At 41.2% G+C, this 12,329-nt stretch carries 10 protein-coding genes, 1 tRNA gene and 1 rRNA gene; 9 read left to right on the top strand and 3 right to left on the bottom strand.

Translation table 11 applies throughout. The features are described 5' to 3' along the window. Positions 1-83, top strand: a 5S ribosomal RNA gene (rrf, locus tag Tfer_RS14140); the annotation flags it as partial. A 336-nt stretch (positions 84-419) separates the two neighbouring features. Here rrf and Tfer_RS14135 read toward each other — a convergent pair. After that, a complete protein-coding gene (locus Tfer_RS14135; RefSeq protein ID WP_013119148.1) occupies positions 420-968 on the bottom strand; it encodes a cytochrome c3 family protein in 549 nt (182 codons plus the stop codon). A 319-nt stretch (positions 969-1,287) separates the two neighbouring features. On the opposite strand from Tfer_RS14135, the gene Tfer_RS14130 reads away from it, so the two are divergent. From Tfer_RS14130 to Tfer_RS16650, 5 genes are all read left to right on the top strand, one after another. Then, entirely contained in the window at positions 1,288-3,000 is a 1,713-nt protein-coding gene (locus Tfer_RS14130; RefSeq protein WP_052218956.1) for an FAD-dependent oxidoreductase, read from the top strand. Between the two features lie 159 nt (positions 3,001-3,159). Beyond that, the gene (locus Tfer_RS14125; RefSeq protein WP_052218955.1) at positions 3,160-4,356 is read left to right on the top strand and encodes a PucR family transcriptional regulator; all 1,197 of its coding nucleotides are present in this window, start codon (positions 3,160-3,162) and stop codon (positions 4,354-4,356) included. 35 nt (positions 4,357-4,391) lie between these two features. Then, entirely contained in the window at positions 4,392-4,568 is a 177-nt protein-coding gene (tatA, locus tag Tfer_RS14120; RefSeq protein WP_013119151.1) for a twin-arginine translocase TatA/TatE family subunit, read from the top strand. 918 nt (positions 4,569-5,486) lie between these two features. Next, positions 5,487-5,561, top strand: a tRNA-Asn gene (locus Tfer_RS14115). 180 nt (positions 5,562-5,741) lie between these two features. Beyond that, positions 5,742-5,897: a hypothetical protein gene (locus Tfer_RS16650; protein ID WP_160315572.1), complete on the top strand. Its 156-nt coding sequence runs from the start codon at positions 5,742-5,744 to the stop codon at positions 5,895-5,897. Positions 5,898-6,058: 161 nt separating this feature from the next. Here the strand turns inward: Tfer_RS16650 and Tfer_RS14110 are convergent, their stop codons facing one another. Further along, complete coding sequence (locus Tfer_RS14110; RefSeq protein WP_052218954.1) at positions 6,059-7,894, bottom strand: TIGR04190 family B12-binding domain/radical SAM domain protein; 1,836 nt, start codon at positions 7,892-7,894, stop codon at positions 6,059-6,061. 169 nt (positions 7,895-8,063) lie between these two features. After that, a complete protein-coding gene (locus tag Tfer_RS14105) occupies positions 8,064-9,875 on the bottom strand; it encodes a TIGR04190 family B12-binding domain/radical SAM domain protein (RefSeq protein ID WP_052218953.1) in 1,812 nt (603 codons plus the stop codon). A gap of 376 nt (positions 9,876-10,251) precedes the next feature. On the opposite strand from Tfer_RS14105, the gene Tfer_RS14100 reads away from it, so the two are divergent. The 3 genes from Tfer_RS14100 to Tfer_RS14090 are packed head-to-tail and all read left to right on the top strand — an operon-like array spanning position 10,252 to position 12,314. Continuing rightward, on the top strand, positions 10,252-10,710 hold the full coding sequence (locus Tfer_RS14100) for a CtsR family transcriptional regulator (protein WP_013119155.1): 459 nt from the start codon (positions 10,252-10,254) through the stop codon (positions 10,708-10,710). A gap of 6 nt (positions 10,711-10,716) precedes the next feature. Continuing rightward, entirely contained in the window at positions 10,717-11,244 is a 528-nt protein-coding gene (locus tag Tfer_RS14095) for a UvrB/UvrC motif-containing protein (protein ID WP_013119156.1), read from the top strand. Beyond that, positions 11,244-12,314 carry a protein arginine kinase gene (locus Tfer_RS14090; RefSeq protein WP_052218952.1) on the top strand — a complete coding sequence of 357 codons (1,071 nt, stop codon included), beginning with the start codon at positions 11,244-11,246 and terminating at the stop codon, positions 12,312-12,314. The genes Tfer_RS14095 and Tfer_RS14090 overlap by 1 nt, the downstream gene beginning before the upstream one ends. Positions 12,315-12,329: the final 15 nt, after the last annotated feature.

Genomic DNA, 12,329 nt, shown 5'->3' with positions numbered 1-12,329 from the left:
TGATCCCGAACACGGCAGTTAAGCCTCTCAGCGCCGATGGTACTTGGCGGGGGACCGCCTGGGAGAGTAGGTCGTTGCCGGATCTATATATGAAAGACTCTACGTGAAAGCGTAGGGTCTTTCTTATTTGGACTGCACTTTCTACCGGGCGGGCTTTCCGGTAAGTGTTGAGGTGCTGAGCCTTGTAAATGTAGCCAGAAGGTAAAACAAAATATCTCTTAGCCATACCTTATTAGGGGATGCTACCGGACTCTTAGTTGGGACATCTCCCGACCCGGCGATTGCGGGAAACAGTAGAAGTCAAGTAAAATGACAATCGTCACGATAAGTAAAAGCGCCTCTTATGATGGGAATGAATGTCATGGTAAACATTCTTCCAATCACAGGAGGCACTTTATACTTGAAGCAATAACTATGGTTTATTTTCCGCTTTGTTTCCAACTGGAATCCAGGTCTTTATACCATGGGAATTGATGGCATCTGGAGCACATTACATTTGATTGCCTGTGCATGCTATGACACTCATAGCATTCCTGACTACCAAAGTGTGATTCATGGGGATTAGCTTCTTCCAAACTTTGCGTTTTTTCTATTATTTTGTCAAAATCATTATGGCATTTTAAACATAATTCCTTAGAATATCGTCTTTGCTTCATTGGTGTTTTAAAATCATTAGTTATATACTTAATACCTTCATTTATCTTGGCTGTAATTGAGGTTTCGTGACAATCGTGACAAACTAGACCTGCTTTAGCATGTTTATTGGCCAGTAAATTGCTCTCACTATATGATTTATAATAAGTATTCATAATATGGCAGTTAGTACAAAAAGCAGGTTTGTCGCTTGCCTTCAAAGTTGCACCCGTTCCGATCACAATAACTGCTAGAGCGATAAGAACCAATAGCAGTACCTTATTTTGGAAGGACTTTTTCCAAAAATTTATTTGTTGCCCACTGTCCCTTTCCATATTTTATCCTCCTTTTTTTCAGTATAGAATAACTTCTAAAACAATGTTGTTAGACTAATAATTTTTGAGTAAAAATTTTTTGTCGGAAATTGTCTACGGAACAAATTATACATGTGTCATGACCATTTGTCTTTGTAGAATTAAACAATTATGCGACTGTAATTTTGTATAAACAACCGAAGCATTTATCTAATAGTCCGTGATATACTGAACTCGTCGGAAATTGTCTACGTAAGCAAATTGAATTTTGGTGTGCGTTGTTTTTTTAATTTTTCAATTGCGCATAATTTCACAAAATAAATTGAAAGGAGCTAATATAATGAGTTCTGAAAATAAATTGGAAAATAAACTACAGACTGGCGTCTCACGAAGAGACTTTTTGAAAGGTGGTGTGTTTGCCACAGTGGGTTTGGCTTCCGGAGGTTTATTGGCGGGTTGTGCAAATGAAACGGATACACAGGCATCTAGCCCTGCTTCGGGAGCTATATCTGAAAAAGCCAGCTTTGAGGCACCACCTCCGCCGATTCCCGAAAAAGATATTAAAGAGACGGTTACGGCAGATGTCGTTGTAGTTGGCGCAGGAATGGCAGGAATGTGTGCTGCTGTTACAGCAGCTCAGGCGGGTGCAAAAGTAGTTGTTCTAGAAAAAGGTTATACCGCTAACTTCCGTGGAATGGAATACGGTGTCATTGGCAGTAAAATACAGAAGTCAATCGGAAATGATAAAGTCGACAAAAACGAAGTAATTGTGGAATTAATGAGATGGGCAGGATATAAAGCTGACCAGCGAGTGATTAAAGTTTGGGCTGACCACAGTGGTGAAACTTTTGACTGGCTGGTAGATTTAGCAGAAGCCGTAGGAATCTCTTGTCATCCAACTCCACTGGATCACCAGAGTCTCAACCAAGTAGGCTTCAAATACTTTACAATCCAAGCTGGCGAGTTTATAGCCAATGAGGCGGTCTTAGCTCAAAAACCAAAACTCCACTTCCCGTCACAAATGGCCTTAAGATATGTATTGGTAGAGACAAGCAAGAAACTTGGAATAGACATTCGCTATAAAACACCGGCAGTACAGCTTATCAGAAAGGATAAGGGCAGAGTAACCGGGGTCATAGCCAGAAGAAAAGATGGCTCTTACGCCAAATTCAACGCCAATAAAGGTGTCATTCTTTGCACGGGAGACTACGGAAATAATCCGGAAATGCTTAAAAAATATATCCCATCATCTGAATATATATACGGTGTTGCATATCCCCCCGCGATGAATACCGGTGATGGTCATATGATGGGTATGTGGATCGGGGCAGCAATAGATGAACCGCCGCACTGTGCGATGTATTTTGACATTGCTTTAGATGGCCTGCCTCCTGGGTATAAACCGGTTCCCCTGACCCGCCAACCATGGTTAAACGTTAATTTGCAAGGGGAGCGATACGGAAACGAAGACCTACCTTTTGCGTACATCTGTAATCAAGACAGGCAGCAAAAGGGTCATAACTTTAAATGGGTTATATGGGATGCCAAGTGGCCACAAGAAGTTTCAAAGTTTGGTTCAATTATATGTAAAGCAATGAGACCGCCACTTCATATTCCAGAGGAAATTGATATGCTTGTCTCCAAAGGAATTATAAAAAGCGCCAATACCATTGAAGAACTTGCCAGGAAGATGGACGTACCTGCTGAGACTTTTAAAGCAACTGTAGCAAGATATAATGAACTGGCGAGGAAAGGCGTAGATGAAGATTTCGGAAAACGGCCTGAATGTCTGACAACTATAGAAAAAGCGCCATTTTATGCAGCTAAACTGGGGACCTGCTTGTTGGTGACTCTTGGCGGTTTAAAAATTAACCACAAGTTACAAGTGCTGGATACAGAAATGAATCCTATTCCAGGATTGTATGCAGCAGGTAACGTCTCCGGAAGTTTCTTTGCTAACGATTATCCAATAACAGTACAGGGTGTTAGCCATGGCCGGGCCATGACTTTTGGCAGGATGGCTGCAAAAAATATACTAGCCCAGAAACCATGATTTACTGCAATTCTCCAACCCTTTTTCAGGTAGAGTCTTATATAAGGCTCTACCATTTTTAGAAAGTTGGATATAATGAATTGTATGTGTTATGATAATTAATGTAAAGCTTCCGAACATCACCTGTATATATTATTCAGATGCAAGGGGGTAATGTTTATGTCTTTACCACCTACAAACGTGTACTTATTGGAAGGAATGATGGAACGCGGATTGCCTTTTGTAGCAGCGTATCTGAAAAAAAAATTAAATCGCCCTGTAATAATAACTGATAATACCGGTTATATCCACTATCCTTCTACAGAAAGTACTGATGCATCCGTTGATAATCTCTTTATTACATTGCCGCCAGGCATTAATGAAGAAGAATATTATTACCAGGAAGAAGATGGATCCTTATTCTGCCAATTGGGTCATAAGAATACACGTGCATTCGTTATTATTAAAAACCTGCCCAAGGACATGATTTCTAAAACTATCCCTGTTATTTCTGAAGCCAGGCTCGCGATAAACAATTATTTTTTTAGTTTATATATAATTAGAAGTGAAAAAGAGAAATTTGAAAAAAAATTTGCTGAAGACTTGTTCATAAAAAATTCTGTAAATATAAGAAATATTATTAAAATGTGTGAAAGAGCCTTAGATATTAATAAGAACCCTTACTTTGTTTTGTTAGCACAAATCGATGAAGCAGAAACAGAAATAGATTTAGGTACAATCCGCTTCTATACGGTTGAGTATGCGAAAAAACATAATGTCGAATTTATCCCTATTTACTGGGACCATTACCTTATGTTTTTTATTCCGGCTCTTTATAGAGAGGATACCCTTGAGATGTATCCTGATTTACCCAAGTCGACTAAGTTCGATAATTGGAAAAAAGCTGTTGAAAACAAATTTAACATTGTTATTTCTGCCGGCCTAGGCCAAATGTATACAATAAAGGATTTGCATAAAAGTTACATTGAAGCTAGAATTGCCTTAGTTTTGCCGGGTCTGATGGGGAAAAAGGGGTTTATCCAAAGGTTTTCTGATCTGGGTATATTCTCATTTATTTTTTCACAGGATGAGGAGAATGTAAAAAAATATTGCCAAAAAACCCTGGGCCCATTGGTAGAGCATGATGAAAAAACAACGGATGAATTACTGCCAACTCTGCGAAAATTTCTTGATTCCGGGCTTAACTGGAAGGTTACCGCCGACAGTATGTTTATCCATGTAAATACCCTGCGTTACCGGGTAGCTAAGATTGAACAGTTACTTGATGCTGATCTCTCTAGTATGAATGATCGGGTAAATCTGTATACGGCCATTAAAGTATGGGATACACTGACAGTGCTCGGCTTTTTAAATTAATTTTATGATTACGATAGTGCAGGAGGTGCAGAAGTATGTTTGGCTTTTTGCCGAACCTAGGGGTTCCGGAACTTATTATTATATTGATTATTGGATTGATTATATTTGGACCGGGTAAATTGTCAGGGGTTGGAAAGGCAATGGGAGATACTATTCGTGAATTCAGGAATTCTTTAAATACTGATGGCGATGCGAAAAAGCAAAATAATTAGTTGAACGTGTCGCTTATAGGCCCACAAGGTCTCTGCCTTAACGGAGGAACTAGGGGTTTCCATTGAAGAGACTTCGGCTTCATCGACAACTTGCTCAGATAGCTCAGGAATTGCAGAAATTCGTATCAACGCGGGGCTTTGTGCTCTTCAAAGCCCGTCCGTCAGATGGTTGCAAGTGCAATCTTCTAACAACCCTTGTCGCAAGGCAAGGCTGAACTGGCAGAAGTAAGGCAGAGGCCATAGTATTCGAAACGAGGAAGGGCCGAAGGTCAAGGAAGATTAAGAACGGTACGTTCGAAAAGTTCGTATAAGCAGATGTCTCGATATAGGGACCTATTCTGAGAGATAGTGGTGAAGCCACAACGGCTCAGAAAAGGGCTGAGAATTTTCAGGCACAATACCCGAATACTTAAATGAAAAATTAAATCAGGAGTAGCAGCCAATACTTACCGGTCGTTGTCTTGCCAAAAGACTGAAGCGTTGAGGACCCAATCTACCGATTAGACCCCTGTAGCGCCCGTTCGGTGGCTAAAAATACCAATTTAGCGCTTTTATCGTTACATAACAATAAGTATGATTTATTATATATAAAAAAGTACCATAGAAAGAAGAAGGGGGTTGCGAAGTGTGGGGTTGTGTCCGAAAACAGATGATTGTTACTTGCTTAATGGAGCAAACCTACTACCTGTTTTGAGGAGACAAATTGAGACTTATTATTGTACGAGAAATTATGACAAATGTGCCCGTTTTGAAATTATGTTAGTTGGCGGAAAAGTGCCGCCAACGCTTCTTCCTAATAGGAATATGTGCTATTCATGTAGGCCTTCAGATTGAATTCAGTTTTGGGAATGAAACCAAACATTGACACTTGCATTAATAAAAAACTTATGTTATTATAATAGTTGTCATGAAAAGCGTTCCTCGGTAGCTCAATGGTGGAGCACCCGGCTGTTAACCGGTAGGTTGCAGGTTCGAGTCCTGCCCGGGGAGCCATAGAAAAGCTTATCACACATGGTAGAAGTGCCATGTGTTTTGTTTTTGATCCCTAGTAAAAATGCGCGGTTGTTTACCACGTATTTCAGGCTGTCGACAAAGGTCTCTCGGATAAATTCGAGGAACTTAAATATTTTCCGAAGCGGGGCTCTACTTTAATCTGCCGGTTTTTATGGAGGGGTGGGTGGGGTTCTCAGGCTACCGATAAGGAGCGACTGGCCCCGCAAAACCGCAGACAAGAAGGCAGGAGGTTCCCGCATGTTTGAAGATGGCGAAGGCCGCCGGGAAGTCCGGCACTCAACTCAGGTTGAGTGTCCCGGACGGGAGGCGGCCTAGATATTAAGGATATCATCATGAGCCATCGAGTTCGGGAATACTGCCTTCTTGGCAAGGTTTTGCAGCATAAAGCTCCGTGGTAGCGGAGAGCCCACCCACCCCTTCTATAGACTGGCCTGAAAATATTGGAGCGGAGGAATTATTTAAGCTTTTATAGTTTTTCATAGTGCCGCGTCGTTTTTACTGTTAGATGCCATCGCCATTCTTTGATTTCTACTGTAACTCCGTTCCTTCAATTCAAATCCGATACGATTGAAGAATAATGCCCATTCCTTAAAGAAAAGACTTACTAAAACTTTAAATAAAGAAAAGAAACTAGCAAACCGTTCAGTGATTGGCCAGGTTAATTCATCTTCACCGCAAAGCGAGCCTTTATTTACCTGAGCAACTTTTACCCTAATTTCATTAAGTTTTAACTTTTTTTCTTTTTCATCAGACAGGGTCATGATTTGGTCGATTTCCCTTATTATATCCCGCGCCGTTCTGATTCGGTAATCGATTTGCCGGTAAAGCTGTTCTTCTATCAAGTTATATTCTTTCTTTAATTCATTGAGCCGCAGGGCAGCTTCGTAAGTGGCTTCCACAATTTCATCCCTTGTCATACTATCCGTTTCATAACTGAGAATATATTTCCAACTGGGCATGGTTAAACCCTGACGATGTTCTTCAAGGGTTTTATAAAACTGCCGGTAGCCGTATTTTTCCGGGTTTTCAAAAGCCAGACAGCCGGGGTCGAGGAACGGGGCCAATGGCGCTACAAAGAAACAGAGACGTTTATCAGCGTTAAACTTGTCCAGAAGCTCCCGGCAATAATCTACACATGATATAGCGTCGTGATAAGATTGTTTAGGAATTCCGGTCATAAAAAAGATGTCTATTTTTCGGCAGCCGTATTTAAAAGCAGAGGCGACGGTATTCTCAAAAACTTCATTTGGTACAGCAAACTTGCCGTTAAATCTGCGGATACGTTCAAGATGTGATTCCAAGGTGATTTCCAGACTAAACTTGGGGACAGCATCGGCTAATTTAGCAAAGAAATTATCGTCCCCCGGGAAAAACAGTTCGAAGACCAGTTCGTTTTTAATATCGGCTTCTTTAAGGAGTTTCAAAAATTCCTCAGTGTGAGCCGGCCCGGCCATGCGGAAATCGTTCAAAATAAAAATTGGGGCCCGGCCGAGTTTTTGTAAAAATAGTATGTCTTCCACCATGGTCTTGGGGGAGCGGTAGGCTGGTTTTTCCCGGTTACAAATCTTCTTGTACGCTGCCTGTGAGCCACCGCAAATAGAACAATTTTGAGTACAGCCACGCGATGTTAACAGAGCTGTAATCGGGTAATTAAGCCACTTTAAGTAAGGAACAGTATTATGCAAGTTAGCATATTTAAATACCGAGCGGACACAGTAACTATAGCTGGGAATGGAAACATAATCCATGTTATCCGGAACGTGTGTAAGCGGGTTTACCCTGACCTTGCCATCGGGCGTTTTCCATGTAAGGTTGGGAATATCATTGACCGGCATGCCCCTGCGGATAGCCAAAACTAATTGCTTCATCGGTTCTTCGGTAGAATCTCCCCGCAATACAAAATCCACCCATGGGTAATTTATAAGTTCTTCGTGATAGTATGAAGCAGATAAACCTCCAAAAACAACGGGAGTGTGCGGGTGATATTTTTTTACTATTTTAGCCACTTCTATACTGCCGTGTGCATGGGGAAGCCAATGCAGATCGATGGCAAACATTCTTGGGTTCAGCCGGGATATAACTTTTTCTACATCATATTTGGGGTCGCGCAGCATTTGATAGGCCAGGTTTATAATCTGTACGTTAAAACCGGCCTGTTCGAGAGCATCGGCTATACTGGTAATACCTACGGGATACATTTCAAAGGTGGCGGAAGACGGTACAACATCGCTGATAGGACCGAACATAATGGTATCTTTTCTAAAGTCATATACACTGGGAGCGTGTAAAAACACAACATCTTTTTTAAACATGAAGTTCACCTCATCCGGCTAATCTATAAAATCAGCAAGTTAATTTTATCACAAATTAACTGGTTAATAAACAATTAATATTGCAGTTAGCTGTTATTAACAAATTTAAAAAATAGTGTAACTATATTTAAAAATCATTAATGTAAAAAAAGCAGGCATGACCTGCTTCTTAAACGTTGTAATTTTGTTTAGTTGGCCTTTCAGCCAGGTTGATTTTGAATCTTTTCCACAGTAATCGCATTTCGGTGACAAACAGTTTCATAAACACTCCGGTCAGAGAGAAAATACTTCCGTATCGTTCCGAAATCGGCCACTTTAACTCATCTTTACCGCAGATAGTGTGGCGGTTCAACTGCTCAACCTTTTGTTTCAGTTCAGCAAGCCTTTCTTCTTTTTCTTTACTGTTTTCTATGGTAATTATTTCGTCTATTTCATCCATAACCTGTTGTGCGGCCCTGATCCGGAAGTCTATTTGTTCAAATAACTCTCTGTCAATCAAATTGAATTCATATTTTAGCCGGTTCAGCTTGAGGGCAGCTTCATAAGTCGACCGCACAATATCGTCCCTCGTCATGGTCTCGGTTTCAAAGCTGAGGATATGTTTCCAACTCGGCTGCAGGAGGGCTTGTCTGTGGTCCTCCAAAGTATGACAGAACTTTTTGTAGCCGTATTTTTCCGGCTGTTCGAAAGCCAGACAGCCGGGGTCTAGAAACGGTGCCAAAGGGGCTATAAACAGAGCCAGTCTCTTATCTCCGTTGAATTTCTCCAGCAAATGCCGGCAGTAATCGATGGAACCGATAACATCCTGATAAGTCTGGGTTGGAATACCGCTCATGAAGAAAATATCAATTTTGCGGCACCCAAATTTAAAGGCTGAGGCAATTGTATTTTCCACTTCTTCGTTACTGCAGGCAAATTTTCCATTTAGTTTCCTGATTGATTCAATATGGGTTTCCAGAGTCATTTCCAGACTGAACTTCGGTACGGCATCGGCGATTTTGGCAAAATAATCATCACCGGCAGGGTAGAATAATTCAATTACCAACTCGTTTTTGATATTCTCTTGCTTAAGTAAAGAGAAGAACTCATCAACATATTGAGGCCCAGCCTGCCGTAAATCATGCAATACAAAGATCGGGGCTCTGCCCAGTTTTTGAATTTGTTTTATGTCGTTTACAAGAGATTGAGGTGACCTGTATGCGGGTTTCTCCCGGTTGCATATATTTTTGTAGGCAAACCTGGAACCTCCACAGATGGAACAGTTCTGGGTACAGCCACGTGCGGTGAGCAGGGCAGTAATAGGGTATTTTAACCAGTCTGTATATGGAACAGTGTTGGCTAGGCTGCCATATTTAAATACAGACCTCACTACATAATGATAACAGGGAATGGAAACATAATCTATATTTTCCGGTACATGAGTAAGTGGGTTGACAACCACGGAACCATCGGGCTTTTTCCAGGTCAGGTTAGGGATAGATGCAAAAGATGAACCGTTCCTGATGGCCCACATGAGCTGTCTTACAGGTTCTTCTGTACTGTCTCCCCTGACAACAAAATCAACACAGGGGTATCTGATAAGTTCTTCGTGGTAATAAGATGCAGACAACCCACCAAAAATTATAGGTATGTCAGGATGGTACTTTTTACAGATTTTAGCTATTTCAATGCTGCCATGGCAATGTGGCAGCCAATGCAGGTCAAATGCAAAAGAACGTGGGTTCATCTTGGCAATTACTTTTTCAACGTCATAGCTTCGATCAGTTAACATCCGGTAAGCCATATTTATAATTTGCACATTGAACCCTTCCTGTTCCAGGGTTTCGGCGATACTGGTAATACCGATTGGATACATTTCAAAAGTAGGTGAAGAAGGGACCACATCGCTGATAGGGCCAAACATGATGGTATCTTTTCTGAAGTCATACACACTGGGAGCATGGATAAAAACCATGTCCCTTCTAAATAGATCTTTAATCATGAGGTCGCCTCTTTTCTATAATATAAATCATGACTGTGATTTAACAGTTGAATTTTGCAAAAAGAAGGACTTGCTAAAACACCTTAAATTTTATCATATAAAAATTTACAAATGAAGAGGAAATTTATATTTGCCTTGTTAATTTCAACTTTTACTGGAGTATTTCTCTTCCACGATGCTACAGGGCATGCAAACCTTCAATGTTGGAAAAAGGCCACAGGTTTAAAATTTGTTGCCATTTGGGTGATAATCAAAGAAAATAAACAATAAATTACCATTTTGGTCAAATTAGGTCAAATTTTATATTTGTATAAAAAGGGATGTTTTAAGCTATAATAAATGCAAGGTCAGGAAAAGTCAAAAAGGGGGGATACCTTTGCCAAGTTTAGTAGACTTTATTGAAGAATATATAAAACAGATGCTGCAAAAATCAGAAGTGGTACTGATTAGACGCAACGAACTGGCAGAAAAATTTGACTGTGTCCCTTCCCAAATTAATTACGTTTTAAGTACCCGGTTTACTATTGACCGCGGTTATGTAGTAGAAAGCAGGCGGGGTGGCGGAGGTTATATAAAAATATTGAAACTTAACGCCAAGGAAAAAGATAAATTGCTGGAAATCCTTTATAAGACTGTAGGTAATGAGATAAGCCTGGCAGGCGCCCTGGGCCTGGTAGAACGCTTATTTGATGATGAGTTAATTACTTTCCGGGAGGCTTCGATGATTGATAATGTAATTAGAAGGGTTACCGGCCATGATAAAAGCCGGAAAGGAGATATGTTCAGGGCGGAGATTCTTAAATCCATGCTAATGGCACTGTTAAAAGGGGGGTAAAAACAAATGTTGTGTGAAAAATGCCAGCAGCGGGCAGCAACGGTGTTGATCACAAAAATAGTTAACGGACATAAGACGGAAACCCGCTTATGCGAAGTTTGCGCCCAGCAGGAAAACGCCTTTGCTGTTCACCTGGAACCCAAGATGGTTTTGCATAACATCTTTGCCGATTTGTTTAATTCGGCGTACGGCGGACTGGACCAGCCTAAAGTTTCGTCAGCTTACGGAGCTAAATGCCCTGGCTGTGCATTTACCGATGCCCATTTCGCGAAGATAGGAAAATTAGGCTGTGATAAATGTTATCATACCTTTGAGGAGAAAATTGACCCTTTGCTGAGAAGAATTCACGGAACCAACAAACATACCGGAAAAGTGCCCTTTAGAACCGGCGGGACCTTGAAGATCCGGAAGGGCATAGATTCTTTGAAGTTGGAATTACAGCAGGCTGTTAAGCACGAAGAATACGAAAAAGCGGCAGAATTGAGAGATAAAATACGTGAGTTGGAAAAAAAACTGCATGAGGGGGAAAAATGATGTCTATCGAAAAAACTGTTAGCCAGCCGGTTAGCAACTGGGCCAAAGGTGACGGACCTGAATCTGATATAGTTATCAGCAGCCGGATAAGATTGGCCCGCAACATCAGTGGATATGCATTCCCCCATACAATGTCTAACCAAGCAGCCGATGAAATTTTAAATGCCGTACGGTTGGCTGTTGATAATGATGAGGTAAGGCAGGAATTCGGCCCACTGGAATTTGTGAGGCTGGAAGAGCTGAGCCCGGTAGAAAGGCAAATTTTGTTGGAAAAGCATTTGATCAGCCCTCAACTATTGGAAGATATAAAAAACCGGGCTGTAATCTTATCAGAAGATGAATTTTTGAGCATAATGATTAATGAAGAAGACCATTTGCGTATTCAACTGTTTTTGCCAGGCCTACAACTGGAGGAAGCCTGGCAGAAAGCTAACCGGGTTGATGATTTATTAGAGAAAACCCTTGATTATGCTTTCTGTGAGCAGCGGGGTTATCTGACGGCTTGTCCTACTAATGTCGGTACCGGGTTAAGGGCTTCTGTGATGTTGCATCTACCTGCCCTGGTAATAGCAGGCCAAATAAATAATATTATAACAGCTATATCCCAGTTGGGACTGGCCGTACGTGGTTATTACGGCGAAGGAACCAAGGCAGTGGGACATTTGTTTCAGATTTCCAACCAGATTACTTTAGGCCAGGCCGAAGAAGAAATAATCAGGAATCTCTTGACCGTAGCAAGACAGATTATCAATCAGGAACGGTCGGCGCGGGCGGCCCTTTATAAAAACAATAAAAGCCAGTTGGAGGATAAAATATTCCGGTCGTTGGGAATTTTAAGTTATTCTCGCATGATTACAACAGAAGAGGCCCTGACCATGCTTTCTGATGTCAGGTTGGGCATAGCTCTGGGAATACTGGACAATCTTACCCAGCGGGATATAAACGAATTAATGATGCTAATCAGGCCGGCCTTTTTGCAAAAAATGGCTGCCAGAGAGATGACAGCTCAGGAACGGGATACAGAGCGAGCGAGGATAATTCGTTTGCGAATGGAAAAACTAAAAAAGTAATTTGAGGTGAAGGCT

Source organism: Thermincola ferriacetica (assembly GCF_001263415.1).
GTDB lineage: Bacteria > Bacillota > Thermincolia > Thermincolales > Thermincolaceae > Thermincola > Thermincola ferriacetica.
This window is presented reverse-complemented; position numbering and strand designations above follow the sequence as displayed.

Excerpts from the sequence above, each read along its gene's own strand:
- tatA (WP_013119151.1), top strand. The coding sequence starts at position 4,392 with ATGTTTGGCTTTTTGCCGAACCTAGGGGTTCCGGAACTTATTATTATA.
- Tfer_RS14095 (WP_013119156.1), top strand. The coding sequence starts at position 10,717 with ATGTTGTGTGAAAAATGCCAGCAGCGGGCAGCAACGGTGTTGATCACA.
- Tfer_RS14130 (WP_052218956.1), top strand. The coding sequence starts at position 1,288 with ATGAGTTCTGAAAATAAATTGGAAAATAAACTACAGACTGGCGTCTCA.
- Tfer_RS14105 (WP_052218953.1), bottom strand. The coding sequence starts at position 9,875 with ATGATTAAAGATCTATTTAGAAGGGACATGGTTTTTATCCATGCTCCC.
- Tfer_RS14090 (WP_052218952.1), top strand. The coding sequence starts at position 11,244 with ATGTCTATCGAAAAAACTGTTAGCCAGCCGGTTAGCAACTGGGCCAAA.
- Tfer_RS14125 (WP_052218955.1), top strand. The coding sequence starts at position 3,160 with ATGTCTTTACCACCTACAAACGTGTACTTATTGGAAGGAATGATGGAA.
- Tfer_RS14110 (WP_052218954.1), bottom strand. The coding sequence starts at position 7,894 with ATGTTTAAAAAAGATGTTGTGTTTTTACACGCTCCCAGTGTATATGAC.
- Tfer_RS14135 (WP_013119148.1), bottom strand. The coding sequence starts at position 968 with ATGGAAAGGGACAGTGGGCAACAAATAAATTTTTGGAAAAAGTCCTTC.